The following is a 25057-nucleotide window of genomic DNA, read 5'->3' as shown; positions in this document are numbered from 1 at the left end:
GAAACCAACAAAAACAAGATAAACATTGAGAACGGGTAGGTCCTGCCTATCCGTTTTTATTAAAATCGTGTTATAATAGAATAGAAATTAAAAATAAATAGGAGAAACAAACCTCATGGCACGCGAATTTTCACTTGAAAAAACTCGTAATATCGGTATCATGGCTCACGTCGATGCCGGTAAAACAACAACTACTGAGCGTATTCTTTACTACACTGGTAAAATCCACAAAATCGGTGAAACTCACGAAGGTGCGTCACAAATGGACTGGATGGAGCAAGAGCAAGAACGTGGTATCACAATCACATCTGCTGCGACAACAGCTCAATGGAACAACCACCGCGTAAACATCATCGACACACCAGGACACGTGGACTTCACAATCGAAGTACAACGTTCTCTTCGTGTATTGGACGGTGCGGTTACTGTTCTTGACTCACAATCAGGTGTTGAGCCTCAAACTGAAACAGTTTGGCGTCAAGCAACTGAGTACGGAGTTCCACGTATCGTATTTGCTAACAAAATGGACAAAATCGGTGCTGACTTCCTTTACTCAGTAAGCACACTTCACGACCGTCTTCAAGCAAACGCACACCCAATCCAATTGCCAATCGGTGCTGAAGATGACTTCCGTGGTATCATCGACTTGATCAAGATGAAAGCTGAAATCTATACTAACGACCTTGGTACAGATATCCTTGAAGAAGATATTCCAGCTGAATACCTTGACCAAGCTCAAGAATACCGTGAAAAATTGGTTGAAGCAGTCGCTGAAACTGATGAAGACTTGATGATGAAATACCTTGAAGGTGAAGAAATCACTAACGAAGAATTGAAAGCTGCTATCCGTAAAGCAACTATCAACGTTGAATTCTTCCCAGTATTGTGTGGTTCTGCCTTCAAGAACAAGGGTGTTCAATTGATGCTTGATGCGGTTATCGACTACCTTCCAAGCCCACTTGATATCCCAGCGATCAAAGGTATCAACCCAGATACAGATGAAGAAGAAACTCGTCCAGCATCTGACGAAGAGCCATTCGCAGCTCTTGCCTTCAAGATCATGACGGACCCATTTGTAGGTCGTTTGACATTCTTCCGTGTATACTCAGGTGTTCTCCAATCAGGTTCTTACGTATTGAACACATCTAAAGGTAAACGTGAACGTATCGGACGTATCCTTCAAATGCACGCTAACAGCCGTCAAGAAATTGACACTGTTTACTCAGGTGATATCGCTGCTGCCGTTGGTTTGAAAGATACTACAACTGGTGACTCATTGACAGATGAAAAAGCTAAAATCATCCTTGAGTCAATCAACGTTCCAGAACCAGTTATCCAATTGATGGTTGAGCCAAAATCTAAAGCTGACCAAGATAAGATGGGTATCGCCCTTCAAAAATTGGCTGAAGAAGATCCAACATTCCGCGTTGAAACAAACGTTGAAACTGGTGAAACAGTTATCTCAGGTATGGGTGAGCTTCACTTGGACGTCCTTGTTGACCGTATGCGTCGTGAGTTCAAAGTGGAAGCGAACGTAGGTGCTCCTCAAGTATCTTACCGTGAAACATTCCGCGCTTCTACTCAAGCACGTGGATTCTTCAAACGTCAGTCTGGTGGTAAAGGTCAATTCGGTGATGTATGGATTGAATTTACTCCAAACGAAGAAGGTAAAGGATTCGAATTCGAAAACGCAATCGTCGGTGGTGTGGTTCCTCGTGAATTTATCCCAGCGGTTGAAAAAGGTTTGGTAGAATCTATGGCTAACGGTGTTCTTGCAGGTTACCCAATGGTTGACGTTAAAGCTAAGCTTTACGATGGTTCATACCACGATGTCGACTCATCTGAAACTGCCTTCAAGATCGCGGCTTCACTTGCCCTTAAAGAAGCTGCTAAGTCAGCACAACCAGCTATCCTTGAGCCAATGATGCTTGTAACCATCACTGTTCCAGAAGAAAACCTTGGTGATGTTATGGGTCACGTAACTGCTCGTCGTGGACGTGTAGATGGTATGGAAGCACACGGTAACAGCCAAATCGTTCGTGCTTACGTTCCGCTTGCTGAAATGTTCGGTTACGCAACAGTTCTTCGTTCTGCATCTCAAGGACGTGGTACATTCATGATGGTATTTGACCACTACGAAGATGTACCTAAGTCAGTACAAGAAGAAATCATTAAGAAAAACAAAGGTGAAGACTAATCAGTCCTCACTCTAGAAGGAAGTCACTTAGTGGCTTCCTTTTTTGTCTTTAACTATTCATTTTTGCTGAATATAGTATACAAATTTGGTCGTTAAGTGAGAAAAATACTAATTCTATCCAGAAAGAAAATAATCTAATTTGATAAATTAAAGTAAATAAAGGTTCCTAATTCCGTAGAAAAGTTAATAAAAATGAGGAAAAGATTCATAAATACACTTTTAGATAGAAAATTCAGAAAATTGACTCTTTTGCCTTGAAAATTTTTGAAAAAATGGTATGATAGTAACAAGCTATTTTTTTAAGAGAAGAGAAAGGGGAACAATGGAGAAAATCAGTTTAGAATCTCCTAAGACGGGGTCGGACCTAGTTTTGGAAACACTTCGGGACTTAGGGATTGATACCATTTTTGGTTATCCTGGTGGTGCAGTCTTACCTTTGTATGATGCGATATACAATTTTAAAGGTATTCGCCACATCTTAGGACGCCATGAGCAAGGTTGTTTGCACGAAGCTGAAGGATATGCCAAATCAACTGGAAAGTTGGGCGTTGCCGTCGTCACGAGTGGGCCGGGAGCAACAAATGCCATTACAGGGATTGCAGATGCCATGAGCGATAGCGTTCCCCTTTTGGTCTTTACAGGTCAGGTTGCGCGAGCTGGGATTGGGAAAGATGCCTTTCAGGAAGCAGACATCGTGGGTATTACCATGCCCATTACCAAGTACAATTACCAAGTTCGTGAGACAGCAGACATTCCTCGTATCATTACGGAAGCTGTTCATATTGCAACGACAGGTCGTCCAGGTCCTGTTGTGATTGACTTGCCAAAGGATGTATCAGCTCTAGAGACAGATTTCATTTATTCACCAGAGGTGAATTTACCAAGTTACCAACCGACGCTTGATCCGAATGACATGCAAATCAAGAAAATCTTGAAGCAATTGTCAAAAGCCAAGAAACCTGTTTTGTTAGCAGGCGGTGGTATCAGCTATGCGGAAGCTTCTAAAGAACTGAATGAATTTGCTGAACGTTACCAGATTCCAGTAGTCACTAGTCTTCTGGGGCAAGGTACCATTGCAACGAGTCATCCGCTCTTCCTAGGGATGGGAGGCATGCACGGTTCTTTCGCAGCCAACATTGCAATGACGGAAGCGGACTTTATGATTAGTATTGGTTGCCGTTTCGATGACCGCTTGACTGGGAACCCTAAGACCTTCGCGAAGAATGCTAAGGTTGCCCATATCGATGTTGACCCAGCTGAGATTGGTAAGATTATCAGTGCAGATATTCCTGTAGTGGGGGATGCTAAGAAAGCCTTGCAGATGCTACTGGCAGAACCAACTGTTCATAACAATACTGAAAAGTGGATTGAAAAAGTCACCAAGGACAAGAATCGAGTTCGTTCTTATGATAAGAAAGAACGTGTGGTTCAACCGCAGGCCGTTATTGAACGCATCGGTGAGTTGACGAATGGGGATGCCATTGTTGTCACAGACGTCGGGCAACACCAAATGTGGACAGCTCAGTATTATCCTTACCAAAATGAGCGTCAGTTAGTCACTTCAGGTGGTTTGGGTACCATGGGCTTCGGAGTTCCTGCAGCTATTGGAGCCAAGATTGCCAATCCAGAAAAAGAGGTCATCCTTTTTGTCGGTGATGGTGGTTTCCAAATGACCAACCAAGAGCTAGCAATCCTAAACATCTACAAGGTGCCGATTAAGGTTGTCATGTTGAATAACCACTCACTAGGAATGGTTCGTCAGTGGCAGGAATCCTTCTATGAGGGTAGAACTTCCGAGTCAGTCTTTGATACACTTCCTGACTTCCAGTTGATGGCACAGGCTTATGGCATCAAAAACTATAAATTTGATAATCCAGAGACGATAGAGAAGGATCTAGAAGTCATTCTGGAGGATGTGCCCATGTTTATCGAGGTGGATATTTCTCGTAAGGAACAGGTCTTACCGATGGTACCAGCTGGTAAGAGCAATCATGAGATGTTGGGGGTGAAGTTCCATGCGTAGAATGTTAACAGCTAGATTGCAAAACCGTTCAGGAGTTTTGAATCGTTTTACAGGTGTCCTTTCTCGTCGTCAAGTCAATATTGAGAGTATCTCAGTTGGTGCGACAGAGAATCCCAATGTATCTCGCATCACCATTATTATTGATGTAGCTTCTCATGATGAAGTAGAGCAAATCATTAAACAACTCAATCGTCAGATTGATGTAATTCGCATTCGTGATATCACAGATAAACCACACTTGGAAAGAGAAGTTATCTTGGTAAAAGTATCTGCTCCTGCTGAGAAGCGTGCAGAAATCTTGGCCATTATCCAACCTTTCCGAGCAACGGTAGTAGATGTGGCTCCAAGCTCAATCACCATCCAGATGACGGGAAATGCTGAAAAGAGTGAAGCTTTATTGCGAGTGATTCGACCATATGGTATTAAAAATATCGCTCGTACGGGTGCAACTGGATTTACCCGCGACTAATACTCTTTGATTTTCATTGAGTATAAAATCCAGCATAAATTTGTTAAACCAGCCTATAAGGCAATAAAAAATAGAAAAGAGAGAAAAACTATGGCAGTTCAAATGGAATACGAAAAAGATGTTAAAGTAGCAGCGCTTGACGGTAAAAAAATCGCCGTAATCGGTTATGGTTCACAAGGACATGCGCATGCGCAAAACTTGCGTGATTCAGGTCGTGATGTCATCATCGGTGTGCGTCCAGGTAAATCTTTTGACAAAGCAAAAGAAGATGGTTTTGACACTTACACAGTAGCAGAAGCAACTAAATTGGCTGACGTTATCATGATCTTGGCACCAGACGAAATCCAACAAGAATTGTACGAAGCAGAAATCGCTCCAAACTTGGAAGCTGGAAATGCAGTTGGATTTGCTCATGGTTTCAATATCCACTTTGAATTTATCAAAGTTCCTGCAGATGTAGATGTCTTCATGTGTGCTCCTAAAGGACCAGGACACTTGGTACGTCGTACTTACGAAGAAGGATTTGGTGTTCCAGCTCTTTACGCAGTTTACCAAGATGCAACAGGAAATGCTAAAAACATTGCTATGGACTGGTGTAAAGGTGTTGGGGCAGCTCGTGTTGGTTTGCTTGAAACAACTTACAAAGAAGAAACTGAAGAAGATCTCTTTGGTGAACAAGCTGTACTTTGTGGTGGTTTGACCGCCCTTATCGAAGCAGGTTTTGAAGTCTTGACAGAAGCAGGCTATGCCCCAGAATTGGCTTACTTTGAAGTTCTTCACGAAATGAAATTGATCGTTGACTTGATCTATGAAGGTGGATTCAAGAAAATGCGTCAATCTATTTCAAACACTGCTGAATACGGTGACTATGTATCAGGTCCACGTGTGATTACTGAGCAAGTTAAAGAAAACATGAAAGCTGTTTTGGCAGATATCCAAAATGGTAAATTTGCAAATGACTTTGTGAATGACTACAAGGCTGGTCGTCCAAAATTAACTGCTTACCGTGAACAAGCAGCTAACCTTGAAATTGAAAAAGTTGGTGCAGAATTGCGTAAAGCAATGCCTTTCGTTGGTAAAAACGACGACGACGCATTCAAAATCTACAATTAATTCTTGTAAAGAGAGACAGAAGGCGAGTTGGGGGTACCTAACTCGTTTTTTATCTTGAAAAGTACTTGAGGAGGAGACAATGCTAAGTGCAAAAGATGTGGTGAAAGCCCACAAAGTTTTGAGTGGTGTAGTAGTTGATACACCACTAGAATATGATCATTATTTATCAGAAAAATACCAAGCAAAGATTTATCTCAAAAAGGAGAATGCGCAACGAGTTCGCTCTTTTAAAATTCGTGGAGCCTATTATGCCATTTCTCAACTATCAAAAGAAGAACGCGAGCGTGGTGTAGTCTGTGCCTCTGCGGGAAATCATGCCCAAGGTGTCGCCTATACTTGTAATGAGATGAAGATTCCTGCAACGATCTTTATGCCCATCACAACACCGCAACAAAAGATTGGGCAGGTTCGCTTTTTCGGTGGAGAGTTTGTGACGATCAAGTTGGTTGGGGATACCTTTGATGCTTCTGCTAAGGCAGCACAAGAATTTACATTAACAGAAAACCGCACCTTCATCGATCCTTTTGATGATGCGCATGTTCAGGCTGGTCAAGGGACTGTAGCCTATGAAATTCTTGAAGAAGCCCGTAAAGAGTCTATTGATTTTGATACAGTACTTGTACCAGTAGGTGGTGGCGGATTGATTGCCGGTGTTTCTACTTATATTAAGGAAACCAACCCGACTATTGAAGTGATCGGGGTAGAAGCCAATGGAGCTCGCTCTATGAAGGCAGCCTTTGAAGCTGGGGGACCAGTTAAGCTCAAAGAAATTGATAAGTTTGCTGATGGGATAGCCGTACAGAAGGTTGGGCAATTAACCTATGAAGCAACCCGAAAGAATGTTGAAACGCTGATTGGGGTGGACGAGGGATTGATTTCTGAAACCTTGATTGATCTTTATTCTAAGCAAGGTATTGTAGCAGAACCAGCCGGAGCTGCCAGCGTTGCAGCCTTGGAAGTTTTATCAGACTATATCAAAGGCAAGACGATTTGTTGTATCATTTCTGGAGGAAATAACGATATCAACCGTATGCCAGAGATGGAAGAACGTGCCTTGATTTACGATGGAATCAAGCATTACTTTGTAGTGAATTTCCCACAACGTCCAGGAGCTCTACGAGAGTTTGTAAATGACATTTTGGGGCCAAATGATGACATCACTCGTTTTGAATATATCAAACGAGCAAGCAAGGGGACAGGCCCTGTCTTGATTGGGGTAGCTCTTGCCAATAAGCATGACTATGCTGGATTGATTCATCGAATGGAAAAGTTTGACCCATCTTATATTAATTTGAATGGGAACGAAACGTTGTATAATATGTTAGTTTAAGCTAAAATAAAATTATTATCATATTATTTGCGTAATAATGATGATGGTGCTATAATGAGGGTGACGAAAGGGGGAGATTCCCATGGTTTTACAAATTTTACTTGTTTTATTGTTTTTAGTGGTGATTGCATCAGTGATTATGGTTAGTTCTGTGTATGTGGTTCGACAACAATCTGTCGCTATCATAGAACGCTTTGGTAAATACCAAAAGTTGAGCAATAGTGGTATTCATTTACGAGCTCCTTTTGGAATTGATAGGATTGCGGCAAGAGTTCAACTACGCTTGTTGCAAAGTGAGATTGTTGTAGAGACAAAGACGCAAGATAATGTATTTGTAACGATGAATGTGGCAACTCAGTATCGAGTAAATGAAAACAATGTCACAGATGCCTATTATAAATTGATGCGTCCAGAAGCCCAAATTAAATCCTATATTGAAGATGCTTTGCGTTCATCTGTACCAAAGCTAACCCTAGATGAGTTGTTTGAGAAGAAGGATGAAATCGCCTTAGAAGTTCAAAAACAGGTGGCTGAAGAAATGTCTACGTATGGGTATATCATTGTCAAAACGCTGATTACTAAGGTTGAACCTGATGCTGAAGTAAAACAATCAATGAATGAAATTAACGCGGCTCAACGTAAGAGAGTTGCGGCGCAAGAGCTTGCTGAAGCAGATAAGATTAAAATCGTGACCGCAGCAGAAGCTGAAGCAGAAAAAGATCGCCTACATGGTGTAGGGATTGCAGAGCAGCGTAAAGCAATTGTTGACGGACTAGCTGATTCTATCCAAGAGTTAAAAGGAGCCAATGTTGAGCTAACTGAAGAACAAATCATGTCTATCCTATTAACGAACCAGTATTTAGATACGTTGAATAATTTTGCAGATAAAGAGGGTAATAATACAATCTTCCTACCAGCAAATCCTAATGGAGTTGAGGACATAAGAACTCATATATTATCGGCTTTAAAAGCCAAATAAAAATATGCAGAATAATATAGTTACGACGAATATATGTTTTTTTATTGACAAACGAAATAAAAACGTATACAATTAAGTATTGTAAAGAATAATTTAGGAGAAGAACATGGCTAAGTCGAACTTTGAAAAAGTAGAAGCAGTTGTTGGCTGGGTTCGTGATAAGAAAATCACAGGCTACCGTATCTCTAAAGAAACGAATGCGCGTGAAATGTCTATCATTGCTCTAGCACAAGGACGCGCAAAAGTTAAAAATATTTCATTTGAAACAGCTCTTGGTTTAATCGATTTCTATGAAAAAAATCATGAAAAATTTGAAGATTAAACTGTGGTCACAGGCAGATTCCTGATTCGAGTCTGCCTTTTCTTTACAATTACAAACTAAAAAGACTGCATTCTTTATGCAGTCTTTGTTTATTAGCTGAGATAGCGTTGAAGAAATTCTTTTGTCCGTTCTTCTTTAGGGTTCGTGAAGAGTTCTTCTGGTTTGCCTTCTTCAGCAATGACACCCTTATCCATAAAGATGACACGGTGAGAGACATCGCGAGCGAACTCCATCTCGTGGGTTACGACGATCATGGTCAAGCCTTCTTGAGCCAAATCCTGCATAATTTTGAGAACTTCTCCGACCATTTCTGGGTCAAGGGCAGATGTTGGTTCGTCGAAGAGAATGGCATCAGGATTCATGGAGAGAGCGCGGGCGATAGCCACGCGTTGTTTTTGTCCCCCTGAGAGTTGTTTGGGCTTAGCTTGCCAGTAACGTTCTCCCATACCGACTTTTTCGAGATTCTCTTTGGCAATTTTTTCAGCTTCAGAGTGGTCGCGTTTGAGTACAGTCGTTTGGGCGACGATCGTATTTTCAAGGACATTCAGATTTTCAAAGAGATTGAAAGATTGGAAAACCATACCGAGTTTTTCACGATAATGGGTGAGGTTATAGCCTTTTTCTAAGACATTTTCTCCTCGATAGAGAATCTCTCCCTCTGTAGGTGTTTCGAGTAAATTAATTGAACGAAGGAAGGTTGATTTTCCGCTTCCAGAGCTCCCGATGATGGAAATAACCTCTCCTTTATGGACGGTGAGAGAAATGTCTTTTAGCACTTCGTTTTGCCCATAGGATTTTTTGAGGTGTTTGATTTCAAGGATTGCTTGTGTCATTTTTTCAAATCCTCCGTTTGCATTTGGTTAGCACCTGTAGTGTAAGTATCCATGTCCATACGACGTTCGATGAAGCGTAGGATACGGGTCACAGTAAAGGTGAGGACAAAGTAAATCACGGCGATGATGGTAAAGGTCTGGAAGTATTGATAAGTTTGTGTTGCTACAGTATTTCCTGAGAAATAAAGCTCAACAACTGAAATAACGTTCAATACAGAGGTATCTTTAATGTTGATGACAAACTCATTACCAGTAGCGGGTAGAATATTACGGACAACCTGAGGTAGGACAATCTTACGCATGGTTTGATTGTGGGTCATACCGAGAGCAGTTGCAGCTTCAAACTGTCCCTTGTCTACTGCTAGGATACCACCACGGACGATCTCTGTCATGTAGGCACCCGTATTGATTGAGACGATGAAGATAGCAGCTAGTGTGCGGTCAAGGTTGATACCAAAAGCTTGGGCAGTTCCATAGTAGATAACCATGGATTGAACAATCATCGGTGTACCACGGAAGATCTCGATATAGACATTGAGAATCCAACCGACTAATTTCTGTAGGGCGTACATTGCCTTGTTCTCAGATAGTGGAGCGGTACGGAAGACCCCGATTGCAAGTCCGATAAGGAGACCTGTGATGGTTCCGATAATGGAGATTAGGAGTGTGATACCAGCACCACGCAAGAGTTGTTGCCAGTTTTCAGAAAGGATCTTAGTGACTTGGCTAAAGAAACTACTTTCTTCCTCCGTTGTTGTAGACTCCACAGGTTGCTCTTTGATCATACGATCCATGAGGGCTACTTGTTCATCCTTAGAGATGGTTTCGATGCTCGCATTGATTTGGCTGATGCGGCTGTCATCTTTACGAAGTCCAATGGCAATAGCTGTATCTTCTTCTCCAGTTTTGAAACCTGGTTGAGGTTGGATCATTTTGAACTTAGCGTTAGCAGACTCAGCGGTCATTGCTTCAGGTCGTTCAGAAACATAGGCATCAATAACACCGGCCTCCAGAGCTTGACGCATTTGGGCGAAGTCACCCATAGCTGTTTCTTTTTTGGCACCTGGAATTTGGGAAATCAGGTCATAAAGGTAAACACCTTGTTGAGACGTGATTTTTGCTCCGCTAAAGTCCTCTAAAGATTTGGCATTGGCATAGGCAGAGTCCTTTTTGACTAATAGAACCGGTTCGCTAGTATAGTAACTGCTTGAAAAAGCAATTTCTTGTTTGCGTTCAGCGGTTGGGCTCATACCGGCAATGATCATATCAATTTTGCCAGAAGTAAGTGCTGGAACAAGTCCTTCCCATTTGGTTTTCACAACCAAAGGTTCCTTGCCTAAGTCTTTGGCAATCTTTTTAGCGATTTGAACATCGTAGCCGTTGGCATATTGGTTGGTACCGTCGATTTTGACGGCGCCGTTACTATCGTCGTCTTGGGTCCAGTTGAAGGGGGCGTAAGCAGCCTCCATCCCGATGCGTAAATATTCGTCGGCTTGGACTTGGCTAACTAGTCCTAAGGTAAGGGCTAAGCTAGCAAGGATAGATAAGCATAATTTTTTCATGTTTTCTCCTATTTCTAGTCTAAAAATGACTCCCTCTATTGTATCTAAAAATAGTGAGATTTTCAATACAAGTAAGCCTTTACTTATAAAAAATGATATAATGGTAAAAAGATTGAAAGGGAACCGATTATGAAAAAAAGATGGCTGTTGGCTTTGGTATTTGCTTATTTATTATTTATACCGAGCCTAGTTTTTGCAGTAGACTTTGATATCTTATCCTATCAGGGTGATTTGAATATTCATGCAGATAATACTGCAATTTTTAAGGAAACAATTACCTACCGCTTTGGAGATGATTATAATGGTCAGTTAGTTGGACTCGGGAAAGCTGGGAAAATGCCAGAAGGATTTGACATTGATCCCGATCCGACCGTTCAGGTCTCTAAAAATGGCAGAATTGTTCAAAATGCTTCCTTCTATACTATGGAGGAAGAGGACGGTTACAAGGTAAAAATTTACAATGCTGGATATGCTGGAGATACTGTTCGTGTAACGGTTACCTGGAAACTAACAAACCTTCTCTTCTTATATAAGGATATCGCAGAGCTAAATTGGCAACCCTTGACAGATAGTACTGGAGATATCAAAGAGATTGAGTTTAAGGTTAGCTCTGATACCCCAGCAGAGAAACTCTATTTTCATGCAGGCCAACTCCTAAGGGACTCTAGTGTTGAAAAAGTAAATAATCTCTATCATGTCAAAATGAAAGACCTTCCTAGAAAGAGTCAAATCGAATTACATGCTTACTGGCCGAGAAGTGCTTTTGCAGGAGCTCCAGATCAAGGATTAGAGGAAGAACGTTTAACCGATTTTAACCGGATTGAAAGCAATATAGCGACAGAAAAAGCGCAAAGTGAGATTTTGATGAAATGGGTATTTCCCGTCATTTTTATGAGCCTCTTACTTCTAGTTCCTATCTTCTATAGGATGTTTCGTCAGAGTACAAGCATTAAAAAGGTCTTTCCAAAAGATCATCGACTCTACGAACCACCGATGGATTTGCCTCCAATGGTTTTAGCAGAAGCAGTGTATTCAACTTCCTTAGAGGAAGTCAATCCCCTAAACAAATCAGGGTTTGGTAAATTTACTTTTGAACGTTTGATTCAGGCAACCTTGTTGGATTTAGTAGATCGAGGCCATTTATCTATTTTCCAAGGTGATGAGGAACCTTATGTGCGCATTATCAGTGAAAAGGGTTTGTCCAATTTTGAGAAAGAATGTCTGCGCATGACCTTGTCAAATAAGAAAGAATTGGCTATTTCAGAGCTCTTCCCTGATTACCAAGTTTCATCTTCCCTTTACCGTGGTGCCAAAGAGTCAGATGAAAAACATATCCGAGAAACAGGCTCGCGTCTCAAACGCTCCTTTGAAGGAAGACTTCAACGCATTCAGTCTTGTGTCAAGGATAAGGTCCATGTACTTCGTATCCCAAGCTACTATCGTCCCTTGACAAGCGAGGAACGCCGCCTTGCTCTCGGGATGCGAGTTTGTTCAGCCATAACAGCTCTAGGTGGATTGCTATTCTTTTACTATAGCTGGCAAACACATGGCTTCTTTTCAATCCCATTTCTACTCTTAGGATTGACAGGATTAGGGACTAGTTTCTGGGTTTACCTTGCCACGCGAGGAGCCTATCGCGATGGAGTTCTAACAGAGGAAGGAGCGGAGATCTTCTATCTCTGGACGAGTTTTGAAAATATGCTTCGCGACATCGCTCATCTGGATCAGGCCGAGCTAGAGAGCATCGTCCTTTGGAACCGTCTACTGGTCTATGCGACTCTCTTTGGTTATGCCAAGAAGGTAAGCAAGTTAATGAAAGTTCGCCATATTCAGCTTGAAAATCCAGATTTGAATCTTTATGTAGCCTATGGTTGGCACTCACAGTTCTACACCTCAACTGCACAAATCAAGCAATATACTGCTGTCGCAAATACAGCTAGCAATTACTCTGTATCTTCTGGAAGTGGTTCTTCAGGTGGAGGATTCTCAGGAGGCGGAGGCGGTGGTAGCATCGGCGCCTTCTAAAAAATCTATCGCAACATCTGAAATTATGTTATAATAGAGGACAGAAAAAGGAGTAATGTATGTATTTTATTGAAATTTTGAAGTCAATCTTTTTTGGGATTGTTGAAGGAATTACTGAATGGTTGCCCATTTCAAGTACTGGCCACTTGATCTTGGTTGAAGAATTTGTACAATACAAGGACCAGAATGAAGCCTTCATGTCTATGTTTAATGTTGTCATTCAGCTTGGTGCCATTTTAGCAGTTATGGTCATTTACTTTAATAAGCTCAATCCCTTCAAACATGGTAAAACTAAGGTAGAAGTTCGTAGAACTTGGCAATTGTGGTCGAAAGTTTTCGTTGCGACCTTGCCTTTACTATTGGTCTTTAAATTGGATGATTGGTTTGATGCCAACTTCCATAACATGGTTTCGGTTGCGATCATGTTGATTATCTATGGGGTTGCCTTTATCTATCTTGAAAAACGAAATAAGGCCCAAGCTATTGAACCAACAGTAACAGAGCTAGACAAATTGCCTTATAAAACAGCCCTTTACATTGGGCTCTTCCAAGTCCTCGCTCTCTTCCCAGGAACGAGCCGTTCTGGTGCGACTATCGTTGGTGGTTTGTTAAATGGAACGAGCCGCTCTGTCGTAACAGAGTTTACCTTCTATCTCGGAATTCCTGTTATGTTCGGAGCTAGTGCTTTAAAGATTTTCAAATTTATCAAAGCAGGTCAACTCTTGAGTTTTGGACAACTGTTCTTGCTCTTGGTTGCTATGGGTGTTGCCTTCGCAGTCAGCATGGTTGCCATTCGTTTCTTGACCAGCTATGTGAAGAAACACGACTTTACACTCTTTGGTAAATACCGTATCGTACTTGGTAGTGTTTTGTTGCTTTATAGTTTTGTGCGTTTGTTTGTATAAGAAAAAAGCTTGAGGGAATTTTCCTTCAAGCTTTTTAAAATCCTGTCACTGTAATTCCTAGTAAACGGATACCTTTTTCTTTGTCAGCTAGTTCTTCGTAGAGTTGAAGGGCAGTTTGAGAAATCTGACTAGCGTCCTGTGTTGCTTGTGGGAGGCTTTTTCGTCTAGTTAGAGTAGAGAAGTCAGCATATCGTATTTTTAGGATAATGATTTTTCCAGCTTTGTCCTGCGTGCTGAGATTGAGAGCTACCTTTTCAGAGAGTAGAGTCAGCTCTTTTTTGATGTCTTCTTCTACTTGCAGAATCTTTCCATAGGTTTTTTCCTTGCCAATGGACTTACGAATGCGATCGGACTTGACTGGTGAGTTATGAATACCACGAGCCTTTCGATAAAGATCAAAACCGAGTCTGCCAAATCGATCGATTAAAGTGACTTCTGAGACATCCAATAAGTCTGCGCCAGTATAAATGCCCATTTCATGAAGGCGTTCAACTGTTTTTTTGCCCACACCGTGAAATTTTGCAATGTCCATTTGTTTGAGAAAATCCTCAGCCTGATCTGGGAGGATGACTGTTAAACCATGTGGTTTTTGATAGTCACTAGCCATTTTAGCTAAGAATTTGTTATAAGAGACGCCTGCAGAAGCAGTCAGGTGTAGCTCCTGCCAGATATCCTGTTGGATGAGACGAGCTATTTTGACGGCTGACTTGATACCGAGTTTATTTTCCGTCACATCCAAGTATGCCTCGTCAATACTCATAGGTTCAATCAAATCAGTGTAGCGTTTAAAAATAGCTCGAATCTCAAGCCCCACTGCCTTATACTTTTCATAATTTCCAGAGATAAAGACAGCTTGGGGACAGCGCTCATAAGCTTCTTTAGAGCTCATGGCCGAATGAACACCAAAAGCTCGTGCCTCGTAGCTACAGGTAGAAACGACACCACGCCCACCTGTTTGTCTGGGGTCGCTTCCAATGATAACAGGTTTGCCCTTTAACTTAGGATTATCTCTGATTTCCACCGCAGCAAAAAAGGCATCCATGTCGATATGGATGATTTTTCTGGACAAATCATTTATCAATGGAAATATGAGCATTCCAATCCCTTTCTAGTGTCATTTTCTATTTATTATACCCTTTTTTCTGAAAAAATGGGAAAGTTCAACCCTACTTTCAAAAATATAATACAGATGAGAATAAAAAAGAGACTGTATTATAAAAGAAAGCGTCTAAAATGCCGATTTTCTCTTGTTGAAATCGGTTACTGTATGGTATACTTGACTCAAGAATGTAACAGATGACTGTTACTAGAAAAAAGAGGACATTAACATGGTTGTTAAGACAGTTGTTGAAGCACAAGATATTTTTGATAAAGCTTGGGAAGGCTTCAAAGGCATAGATTGGAAAGAAAAAGCAAGTATTTCTCGCTTCGTTCAAGCTAACTACACACCTTACGATGGAGATGAAAGTTTCCTTGCTGGACCAACAGAACGTTCACTTCACATCAAAAAAATCGTAGAAGAAACAAAAGCACACTACGAAGAAACTCGTTTCCCAATGGACACTCGTCCAACATCTATTGCTGATATTCCTGCTGGATTTATCGACAAAGAAAATGAAGTTATCTTCGGTATCCAAAACGATGAACTCTTCAAATTGAACTTCATGCCAAAAGGTGGTATCCGTATGGCTGAAACTACTTTGAAAGAAAATGGATACGAACCAGATCCAGCTGTTCACGAAATCTTCACTAAATACGTAACAACAGTTAACGACGGTATCTTCCGTGCCTACACTTCAAACATTCGTCGCGCTCGTCACGCTCACACTGTAACTGGTCTTCCAGATGCCTACTCACGTGGACGTATCATCGGTGTTTACGCACGTCTTGCTCTTTACGGTGCAGACTACTTGATGCAAGAAAAAGTAAACGACTGGAATGCGATCAAAGAAATCGATGAAGAAACAATCCGTCTTCGTGAAGAAGTAAACCTTCAGTACCAAGCATTGCAACAAGTTGTTCGCTTGGGTGATCTTTACGGAGTTGATGTCCGCAAACCAGCGATGAACACGAAAGAAGCCATCCAATGGGTTAACATCGCCTTCATGGCTGTCTGCCGTGTTATCAATGGTGCTGCTACATCTCTAGGACGTGTGCCAATCGTATTGGATATCTTTGCAGAACGTGACCTTGCTCGTGGTACATTTACTGAATCAGAAATCCAAGAGTTCGTTGATGATTTCGTTATGAAACTTCGTACAGTTAAATTTGCTCGTACAAAAGCTTATGACCAATTGTACTCAGGTGACCCAACCTTCATCACAACTTCTATGGCTGGTATGGGTAACGATGGTCGTCACCGTGTTACTAAGATGGACTACCGTTTCTTGAACACTCTTGACAACATCGGTAACTCTCCAGAGCCAAACTTGACAGTTCTTTGGACTGATAAATTGCCATACAACTTCCGTCGCTACTGTATGCATATGAGCCACAAACACTCTTCTATCCAATACGAAGGTGTAACAACAATGGCTAAAGACGGATACGGAGAAATGAGCTGTATCTCATGCTGTGTGTCACCACTTGACCCAGAAAACGAAGATCAACGCCACAACATCCAGTACTTCGGTGCTCGTGTAAACGTTTTGAAAGCCCTTCTTACTGGTTTGAACGGTGGTTACGACGATGTTCACAAAGACTACAAAGTATTTGACATCGATCCTATCCGTGACGAAGTTCTTGAATTCGAATCAGTTAAAGCGAACTTTGAAAAATCTCTTGACTGGTTGACTGACACTTATGTAGATGCTTTGAACATCATCCACTACATGACTGACAAGTACAACTACGAAGCTGTTCAAATGGCCTTCTTGCCAACTAAACAACGTGCCAACATGGGATTCGGTATCTGTGGATTTGCTAACACTGTTGATACATTGTCAGCTATCAAATACGCTACCGTTAAACCAATCCGTGACGAAAATGGATACATCTACGATTACGAAACAATCGGTGAATACCCACGTTGGGGTGAAGATGACCCACGTTCAAACGAATTGGCAGAATGGTTGATCGAAGCTTATACAACTCGTCTACGTAGCCACAAACTTTACAAAGACGCAGAAGCTACAGTATCACTATTGACAATCACATCTAACGTTGCTTACTCTAAACAAACTGGTAACTCACCAGTCCACAAAGGTGTATACCTCAACGAAGATGGTTCTGTGAACTTGTCTAAACTTGAATTCTTCTCACCAGGTGCGAACCCATCTAACAAAGCTAAAGGTGGATGGTTGCAAAACTTGAACTCACTTGCTAGCCTTGACTTTGGTTACGCAGCTGACGGTATCTCATTGACAACTCAAGTTTCTCCACGTGCTCTTGGTAAGACTCGTGACGAACAAGTTGATAACTTGGTAACAATCCTTGATGGTTACTTCGAAAACGGTGGACAACACGTTAACTTGAACGTTATGGACTTGAACGATGTTTACGAAAAGATCATGTCAGGTGAAGACGTTATCGTACGTATCTCTGGATACTGTGTAAACACTAAATACCTCACTCCAGAACAAAAAACTGAATTGACACAACGTGTCTTCCACGAAGTTCTTTCAATGGATGACGCATTGAGCTAAGATTCAATTAGAATGAAAAGAAAGCCAGTCAAAATGACTGGCTTTTTACTATAATATCAAAGATTGGCCTAATTGTAGATATAATATATATTAAGCTATTTATATCAGTTTACCGATATAAATAGTTCAAAATTGAATGGCTAGGTTATAGAATGGTGCAAATACGTGTATTTTTAAGTTAATATACTTGAATAGATTGTATTGAAATGTTATAATATATCAGATAAACTCTAGTTAGTGATAGGGGTTGTCAAAATGGTATGATGTAATCTCTTAGGGAGATTAGAAATAAAAATTTCATATAGAAAAGAGGAGAAGAAATGTCGAAAAGCAAAGCGTTAAACATGCTTTCTAAATTTTCTGCGTTAACTTTTGCTATTTTAGCTCTAGCATCTGTTTTGGTAGGGATTGTTAAAGCAGATAATCCTGTTTCAAAAGAATTGACACAAGTAATTACAGGCATCGATCTATTAGATGCTTCAGACACTAAGCAAAATGTGAGTTCAGAAGGAGATTTCTCGCTTCGTACGAATTTAGCATATAAGCTTCGCGTGACCTTTGATCTCAAACAGTATAATGAACATCTGAATAATGGAGATTATTTTACCTTTGATATACCTGCTCCTATGGCAGTTTATGAAGGGAGTCAGGATTTAATTGATCCGACAACAAAAGTTACTATTGGAGAAGCAGAAGTGACTTCAAATGGTACTGATCAAGGTGGGAAAGCAAAAATCACCTTAAAAAACTTGGATAAATATCTAGAGAAAACTGGTGGAGATAAGGTAAAGGATGTGTCAGGGAATTTTTCTGTTACTTTTAGATTCTTAAAGGATCAGAATAAAACCCGTATTAACTTTAATTCATCCTCATTGAAGCAAGAAGTGACTCACATTTATTCATCAAAAACAATCGATGGTCCCAAAGTTGGTACTGAAAATTATGCTAAAATTGGGGGTCGTGCTGCCCTTGAAAATTGGAACTCTCCAAAACTGGCTGAGATTGGTTCGGTTAGCAAGGGAGATGCATGGTCTACCTGGCGCGTACGTGTAAATACAGAGAAACAAGACTTAGGACAAAATATTGTATTACATGATACTATACCAAATGATGATACTAGTTACACTCCTGCACAGTATATTCCTGAGACTCTAAAAGTGTATAAGGCAAATATCACTGTTGGGACTTCTGCTGTTCCAGATGATGCAGTATTGTTAACGGAGGGACAAGACTATACCGTTTCGTGGAACGAAAACTATACTTCATTCGATATCATTTTTAAAGATGGAACGACCTCTTATATAGTATCTTATAACACAACAACTCCTAATGATGGAAGTAAAGTAGGAAATAGGGTTGCTCTGTCATTGGCTGACGGGACTAAATTAGCACAGAATACAAGTCGTCCGGGAGCACTTGATATGACAGCTGAGGCGACGTCTTTGATTTCTGGAACGATTGTAGCATCTACTGCTTACCAAATTAAGATTCATAAGACTGATGCCTTCACTCTTGCTCCGGTTTCGGGTGCGGTATATACTGTGACAGCAGCAGATGATGCAAGTGAAACAACAGAAGTGACTACGAATGAAAAAGGAGTAGCGCTTACGAAAACTTATGATCAGAAATGGGAAGGTAAAACGTTTAAGATCAAAGAGAAGACTGCCCCAGCAGGTTATAAACTAGATGAAAAAGAGTATACAGTTAAACTCGGTGCTGCGGGTTCTACTATTCATCTTAAAGATGAACCTGTTCCAGCTGTATTCAATGTGACGGCTAAGAAAGTAGTAGAAGGACGTACAGATAAACTTCCAAAAGCGGATGAGTTTACCTTTAACCTATTTTCTGCAGAGAACTTGAAGGACCCTGTAGCCACAGCAAAATCAAAAGCTGATGGAACTATTACCTTTGAGAATCTCCAAGTAAAAGGTGCGGGAACTTATCACTACATCATCAAAGAGGACACTTCAACAGCAGTTGCAGGCGTTACATTTGATACAGAAGCCAAGAAAGTTACTGTAGCAGCAACTTTCCAAAGTGGAGTTTTAACAGCAACTGTCACATCTGCAGAACCAACTTTCACTAACACTTATAAAGCAACTCCAGCTAAAGAAACTATCACAGCTAAGAAAGTCTTGAACGGTAAAGAACTTGAAGCTGATAAATACGAATTCGAACTTAAAAAAGGTGAAGAAGTCGTTGCGACAGCTAAAAACGCTGCAGACGGCACCGTTACTTTCAAAGAAATTGAGTTCGAAACAGCAGGTGATTACACTTACACTATCACTGAAAAAGCGGGTAGTGAAAAAGGTGTGACATACGATACTGCTAAACACGAAGTTAAGGTAAAAGTTACAGATAACGGGGAAGGAAAACTTGTTGCAGCTGTTACAGGTAACAACCCAACCTTCACCAATACCTATAAAGCAGCTCCAGCAAAAGAAATTATCAAAGCTACTAAAGTTTTGGATGGTAAAAAACTTGAAGCTGATAAATACGAGTTTGAACTTAAAGAAAAAGAAAGTGACAAAGTCGTTGCGACAGCTAAAAACGCTGCAGACGGTACTGTTACTTTCAAAGAAATCGAATACAATGAAGCAGGCGACCACACTTACACTATCTCAGAAAAAGCAGGTAGCGAAGCAGGTGTGACATACGACACTGCTACACATGAAGTGACAGTAAACGTTACAGATAACGGTCAAGGTCAACTTGAGGCGGCTGTTGCAGGTAACAACCCAACCTTCACCAACACTTATAAAGCAGCTCCAGCAAAAATTGCTATTGAAGCTAAAAAAGTTTTGAACGGTAAAGAGCTAGAGATAGATGAGTTTGAGTTTGAACTGAAAGAGGGTGATAAGGTTGTTGCGACAGCAAAGAATGCTGCTGGTGGATTGATTCGTTTTTCTGAAATTAGCTATTCAAAAGCAGGAGTATATAACTATACTATTACAGAAAAGGTTGGCAATAAACTTGGTGTAACTTATGATAAAACAGAACATCCAGCAACTGTAGAAGTGAAAGATAATGGCTCAGGTCAACTTGTCGCGACAGTTACAAGTGAAACACCAGTTTTCGTTAATGACTATAAAGCGGAACCTGCGCAGGCTACAATCAAAGCTAAGAAAGTCTTGAAAGGAAAAGCGCTTGAAGCTGATGCTTATACTTTCGAACTGAAAGAAGGTTCAGACCTTGTAGCTACGGCTAAGAATACTGCCTCAGGAGAAGTTGTCTTCAACGTCACTTTCTCAGCAGCAGGCGATTACGCTTACACTATTACTGAAAAAGCTGGTGACGATAAAACAATCACTTATGATCAAACTGCGTATGAAGTGTTCGTCACTGTTGCGGATGATGGTAAAGGCCAATTGGTTGCGACTGTAGAAGATGCGGATACAGAACGGGTCTTCACAAATATTTATACAGCACCAGCTCCAACAGCTACATCAGCAACACTTGAGTTTACGAAAGAATTGACTGGTCGTACTTTGGTTGATGGTGAGTTCCAATTTGAATTGTACAAAGATGGACAAAAAATTGATACAAAAACAAACCAAGGTGGAAGAGTAACATTTAATACAATCAACTATGATGCAGAAGGTGTTCATACTTATACTGTAAAAGAAGTGAATGCTGGAGCAACTGGTATTACTTACGATACAGAAAAGACTGCAAAGGTAACAGTAACCAAAGATGCAGCAACAAATGCCTTGAAGGCAGCTGTTGAATATCCAGCAGGTAGTGTCTTCAAGAATAGCTTCAAAGCACCAGCGGTAGAAGCTACGATTGAAGCAACTAAGAAACTTGAAGGTAAAGAACTTGCGGCTGATGCTTATACTTTCGAATTGAAAGAGAAAGGCGCAGTTGTAGCAGAAGCTAAGAATACTGCCGAAGGTAAAGTAGCCTTTGTTCGTTCATTCGAAGAAGCAGGTACTCATACTTATACCTTGGTTGAAAAAGTTGGTACTGAAGAGGGTATTGAATACGATAAGACTGAGCATACCGTAACAGTCACTGTAGTTGCGGATGATCAAGGTCTCTTGACTGCAAAGGTTTCGTATACCGATGGTAAAGAAGTTGTATTTACAAATAAATACACTGTTCCAACACCAATACCAGAACCAAATCCAAATCCAGCTCCAAATAATCCAGGAACAACGCCAGATCCAGCACCAACACCAGATCCAACGCCAAATAATCCAGGAACAAATCCAACTCCAGGAACAGAACCAACTGATCCAGGACAAAAAGAGGATCCAAAACCAGCACCTCCAGCTACTGAGACTAAAGGTAAAGCTGAACTTCCAAACACAGGGGAAGCAACCTCTATCCTTTCTGCGCTTGGATTTGTAGTCTTGGCATTGAGTGGATTGGTATTCTTCGTAAAACGCAAAGCTTAAGCTTTTGTAGAAGAAACATGAAACTTGGTAAGTGAGAATATTTCTTCTCTCTTAAACTTGATAGAGAAAGTCTCTAGAAAATTCGTTTTCTAGGGGCTTTTTTGTACTTCAAAAAATTTTTTTAAAAAATAGTCAAATTTGGTCAAAATGCTATTGACTTTTACTGACCAAAGTGGTATAGTAGGAACATAAGGAAAATGAATTCCTTAGAAAACTTCATTTTCAATGATTCTATTTCTTGAAAATGTACGATAGATACCCTAGAAAGGGGTGAGGCCTATGTTAAATCTAACAGACTTTGAAAAAAAGATGATAAAAGGCTTATTTAAGAAAGAAAAACCAGAAATTATACGTAGGGTAGCTAGTTAGCTAGTCTAAAATTTTTAAAACAAAGGTCAAAGATAGTCAATATCAGAGATCGCATATAATTAAGAATAAACGAGGTAAAGAATATGAACAACAACTTTAATAACTTTAACAACATGGATGATTTATTTAACCAATTGATGGGTGGTATGCGAGGATATAGTTCTGAAAATCGTCGCTACCTGATTAATGGACGTGAAGTGACACCTGAGGAATTTGCTCACTATCGTGCAACTGGTCAATTGCCAGGTAATGCAGAAGTTGATGGACAAATGCAACAACAGGCTTCAGGTATGAAACAAGACGGTGTCCTTGCTAAACTAGGTCGTAACTTGACAGCGGAAGCTCGTGAGGGCAAGTTGGATCCTGTTATCGGACGAAACAAGGAAATTCAAGAAACATCTGAAATCCTCTCACGTCGTACGAAAAATAATCCTGTTCTGGTCGGAGATGCAGGTGTTGGTAAGACAGCCGTTGTCGAAGGCTTGGCACAAGCTATTGTGAATGGAGATGTTCCAGCTGCCATCAAGAATAAGGAAATTATTTCTATTGATATCTCAGGTCTTGAAGCTGGTACTCAATACCGTGGCAGCTTTGAAGAAAACGTTCAAAATCTAGTCAATGAAGTGAAAGAAGCAGGGAATATTATCCTCTTCTTTGATGAAATTCACCAAATTCTCGGTGCTGGTAGCACTGGTGGAGACAGTGGATCTAAAGGGCTTGCGGACATTCTCAAGCCAGCTCTCTCTCGTGGTGAGTTGACTGTTATTGGGGCAACGACTCAAGACGAATACCGTAATACCATCTTGAAAAATGCAGCACTTGCTCGTCGTTTCAACGAAGTTAAGGTCAATGCTCCTTCAGCAGAGGATACCTTTAAAATCCTTCAAGGGATTCGTGACCTCTATCAACAACACCACAATGTCATCTTGCCAGACGAAGTCTTGAAAGCAGCGGTGGATTATTCTATCCAATACATTCCTCAACGTAGCTTGCCAGATAAGGCTATTGACCTTGTGGACGTAACGGCTGCTCACTTGGCAGCTCAACATCCTGTAACAGATGTGCATGCTGTTGAACGGGAGATTGAGGCAGAAAAAGACAAGCAAGAAAAAGCAGTTGAGGCAGAAGACTTTGAAGCAGCTCTTAATGCTAAGACACGCATTGCTGAATTAGAGAAAAAAGTCGCAAACCACACAGAAGACATGAAAGTGACTGCAAGCATCAACGATGTGGCTGAGTCTGTGGAACGAATGACAGGTATTCCAGTGTCACAAATGGGAGCGTCAGACATCGAACGTTTGAAAGATATGGCTCATCGCTTGGAACACAAGGTAATCGGCCAAGATAAGGCAGTAGAAGCAGTGGCTCGTGCTATCCGTCGTAACCGCGCTGGTTTTGATGAAGGCAATCGCCCAATCGGTAGCTTCCTCTTTGTAGGGCCTACTGGAGTTGGTAAGACGGAGCTTGCTAAGCAATTGGCGCTCGATATGTTTGGTACCAAGGATGCGATTATCCGCTTGGATATGTCTGAATACAGTGACCGCACAGCCGTTTCTAAATTGATCGGTACAACAGCAGGTTATGTGGGTTATGATGACAATAGCAATACCTTGACAGAACGTGTTCGTCGCAATCCATACTCTATCATTCTCTTGGACGAAATTGAAAAGGCTGATCCTCAAGTCATTACCCTTCTCCTCCAAGTCTTGGATGATGGTCGTTTGACTGATGGTCAAGGAAATACAGTGAACTTCAAGAACACAGTCATTATCGCGACATCAAATGCTGGATTTGGCTATGAAGCCAACTTGACAGAAGATGCGGATAAGCCAGAATTGATGGATCGTTTGAAACCATTCTTCCGCCCAGAGTTCCTTAACCGCTTTAACGCAGTTATCGAATTCTCACACTTGAATAAGGAAGACCTTTCTAAGATTGTGGACTTGATGTTGGCGGAAGTCAACCAAACCTTGGCTAAGAAAGACATTGATTTGGAAGTCAGCCAAGCAGCTAAAGACTTTATCACAGAAGAAGGTTATGACGAAGTTATGGGTGTTCGCCCTCTCCGTCGCGTGGTGGAACAACAAATTCGTGATAAGGTAACAGATTTCCACTTGGATCATCTAGATGCCAAACATTTGGAAGCAGATATGGAAGATGGCGTTTTGGTTATTCGTGAAAAAGCCTAACTCAAGATTTTGAGAATAAAAAAAGAAGGAACTAGCTAAAAAGCTGGTTCCTTTTTGTGTTTAGATGACATGGCGCTCAAAGGCATCATCTGAAATTCCTTGTTCTAGGATGAGTTTCGCCCATTCTTTAGCAGAAAAGAGGCTGTGGTCCTTGTAGTTTCCGCAAGATTCGATGGTTGTTCCAGGAACATCTTCCCAAGTAGTGGTTTCAGCGATTTCCTTGAGTGAATCCTTGATAACAGCAGCAATTTCAGCACTGGTATGACGTCCCCACATAATCATGTGAAAACCTGTACGGCAGCCAAATGGCGAACAGTCAATCATGCCGTCAATGCGGGTACGGATGAGTTTTGCCAAGAGGTGTTCGATAGTGTGAAGCCCAGCAGTAGGGATAGAGTCCTCATTTGGCTGTACCAAGCGAATATCAAAGTTGGAGATGACATCTCCCTTTGGTCCGGTTTCTTCCCCAATCAAGCGAACATAGGGGGCTTTAACAATGGTGTGGTCAAGTTCAAAACTTTCAACAATAACTTCTTTTGACATGGTAGTTCCTTTCAGTTTTCTTCTTTCATTATAACATAAAGGGTGCTGTTGATGGAGTTTGATAAATGACTTTTTGGTACTAGAATGATAATAAAGTCTCTATACATAAACCTCAGAATTATAAAGAAAGAATGGAGAGAAGAATACCTTGTGA

16 protein-coding genes are annotated in these 25057 nt (G+C 41.0%); 12 read left to right on the top strand and 4 right to left on the bottom strand.

The genetic code is table 11. The features are described from left to right. The first annotated feature begins 115 nt into the window (after nucleotides 1–115). The 7 genes from fusA (at nucleotide 116) to EL140_RS08250 (ending at nucleotide 8433) form a co-directional block, all read left to right on the top strand. The gene (fusA, locus tag EL140_RS08280; protein WP_000090339.1) at nucleotides 116–2197 is read left to right on the top strand and encodes an elongation factor G; all 2082 of its coding nucleotides are present in this window, start codon (nucleotides 116–118) and stop codon (nucleotides 2195–2197) included. 322 nt (nucleotides 2198–2519) lie between these two features. Beyond that, nucleotides 2520–4220 carry an acetolactate synthase large subunit gene (locus EL140_RS08275; RefSeq protein WP_000411745.1) on the top strand — a complete coding sequence of 567 codons (1701 nt, stop codon included), beginning with the start codon at nucleotides 2520–2522 and terminating at the stop codon, nucleotides 4218–4220. Beyond that, the gene (gene ilvN, locus EL140_RS08270) at nucleotides 4213–4689 is read left to right on the top strand and encodes an acetolactate synthase small subunit (protein ID WP_001253813.1); all 477 of its coding nucleotides are present in this window, start codon (nucleotides 4213–4215) and stop codon (nucleotides 4687–4689) included. Before EL140_RS08275 ends, ilvN begins: the two co-directional genes overlap by 8 nt. A gap of 90 nt (nucleotides 4690–4779) precedes the next feature. Then, nucleotides 4780–5802 carry a ketol-acid reductoisomerase gene (gene ilvC, locus EL140_RS08265; protein ID WP_000290683.1) on the top strand — a complete coding sequence of 341 codons (1023 nt, stop codon included), beginning with the start codon at nucleotides 4780–4782 and terminating at the stop codon, nucleotides 5800–5802. Nucleotides 5803–5881: 79 nt separating this feature from the next. Continuing rightward, nucleotides 5882–7132, top strand: a complete 1251-nt coding sequence (gene ilvA / locus EL140_RS08260) for a threonine ammonia-lyase IlvA (RefSeq protein ID WP_000947300.1) — start codon at nucleotides 5882–5884, stop codon at nucleotides 7130–7132. An 82-nt stretch (nucleotides 7133–7214) separates the two neighbouring features. Then, a complete protein-coding gene (locus tag EL140_RS08255; RefSeq protein WP_000244062.1) occupies nucleotides 7215–8111 on the top strand; it encodes an SPFH domain-containing protein in 897 nt (298 codons plus the stop codon). Nucleotides 8112–8217: 106 nt separating this feature from the next. Continuing rightward, complete coding sequence (locus EL140_RS08250) at nucleotides 8218–8433, top strand: capsule biosynthesis transcriptional regulator (RefSeq protein WP_001130031.1); 216 nt, start codon at nucleotides 8218–8220, stop codon at nucleotides 8431–8433. 92 nt (nucleotides 8434–8525) lie between these two features. Here EL140_RS08250 and EL140_RS08245 read toward each other — a convergent pair whose 3' ends face one another. Together EL140_RS08245 and EL140_RS08240 are read right to left on the bottom strand one after the other, a co-directional pair. Beyond that, nucleotides 8526–9266 carry an amino acid ABC transporter ATP-binding protein gene (locus EL140_RS08245; RefSeq protein WP_000189490.1) on the bottom strand — a complete coding sequence of 247 codons (741 nt, stop codon included), beginning with the start codon at nucleotides 9264–9266 and terminating at the stop codon, nucleotides 8526–8528. Continuing rightward, nucleotides 9263–10828, bottom strand: coding sequence for an ABC transporter substrate-binding protein/permease (locus EL140_RS08240; protein WP_000732047.1), 1566 nt, complete (start codon nucleotides 10826–10828; stop codon nucleotides 9263–9265). The genes EL140_RS08245 and EL140_RS08240 overlap by 4 nt, the downstream gene beginning before the upstream one ends. A 129-nt stretch (nucleotides 10829–10957) precedes the next feature. On the opposite strand from EL140_RS08240, the gene EL140_RS08235 reads away from it, so the two are divergent. Together EL140_RS08235 and EL140_RS08230 are read left to right on the top strand one after the other, a co-directional pair. After that, the gene (locus tag EL140_RS08235; protein WP_000747705.1) at nucleotides 10958–12853 is read left to right on the top strand and encodes a DUF2207 domain-containing protein; all 1896 of its coding nucleotides are present in this window, start codon (nucleotides 10958–10960) and stop codon (nucleotides 12851–12853) included. 59 nt (nucleotides 12854–12912) lie between these two features. After that, nucleotides 12913–13758 carry an undecaprenyl-diphosphate phosphatase gene (locus EL140_RS08230; protein ID WP_000273564.1) on the top strand — a complete coding sequence of 282 codons (846 nt, stop codon included), beginning with the start codon at nucleotides 12913–12915 and terminating at the stop codon, nucleotides 13756–13758. Nucleotides 13759–13792: 34 nt separating this feature from the next. Here EL140_RS08230 and dinB read toward each other — a convergent pair whose 3' ends face one another. Further along, complete coding sequence (gene dinB, locus EL140_RS08225) at nucleotides 13793–14854, bottom strand: DNA polymerase IV (protein WP_000904546.1); 1062 nt, start codon at nucleotides 14852–14854, stop codon at nucleotides 13793–13795. A gap of 232 nt (nucleotides 14855–15086) precedes the next feature. Between dinB and pflB the strand changes: the two genes are divergently transcribed. From pflB to EL140_RS08210, 3 genes are all read left to right on the top strand, one after another. Beyond that, on the top strand, nucleotides 15087–17402 hold the full coding sequence (pflB, locus tag EL140_RS08220; RefSeq protein WP_000260610.1) for a formate C-acetyltransferase: 2316 nt from the start codon (nucleotides 15087–15089) through the stop codon (nucleotides 17400–17402). Nucleotides 17403–17722: 320 nt separating this feature from the next. Then, nucleotides 17723–21802: a Spy0128 family protein gene (locus tag EL140_RS08215; protein WP_000045550.1), complete on the top strand. Its 4080-nt coding sequence runs from the start codon at nucleotides 17723–17725 to the stop codon at nucleotides 21800–21802. Between the two features lie 452 nt (nucleotides 21803–22254). After that, the gene (locus EL140_RS08210; RefSeq protein ID WP_001063422.1) at nucleotides 22255–24360 is read left to right on the top strand and encodes an ATP-dependent Clp protease ATP-binding subunit; all 2106 of its coding nucleotides are present in this window, start codon (nucleotides 22255–22257) and stop codon (nucleotides 24358–24360) included. 60 nt (nucleotides 24361–24420) lie between these two features. Here the strand turns inward: EL140_RS08210 and EL140_RS08205 are convergent, their stop codons facing one another. Beyond that, complete coding sequence (locus EL140_RS08205) at nucleotides 24421–24903, bottom strand: S-ribosylhomocysteine lyase (protein ID WP_000032557.1); 483 nt, start codon at nucleotides 24901–24903, stop codon at nucleotides 24421–24423. Nucleotides 24904–25057: the final 154 nt, after the last annotated feature.

Source organism: Streptococcus oralis ATCC 35037 (assembly GCF_900637025.1).
GTDB classification, from domain to species: domain Bacteria; phylum Bacillota; class Bacilli; order Lactobacillales; family Streptococcaceae; genus Streptococcus; species Streptococcus oralis.
The sequence above is the reverse complement of the archived record's forward strand: the minus strand, read 5'-3'. Positions and strand labels throughout refer to the sequence as shown.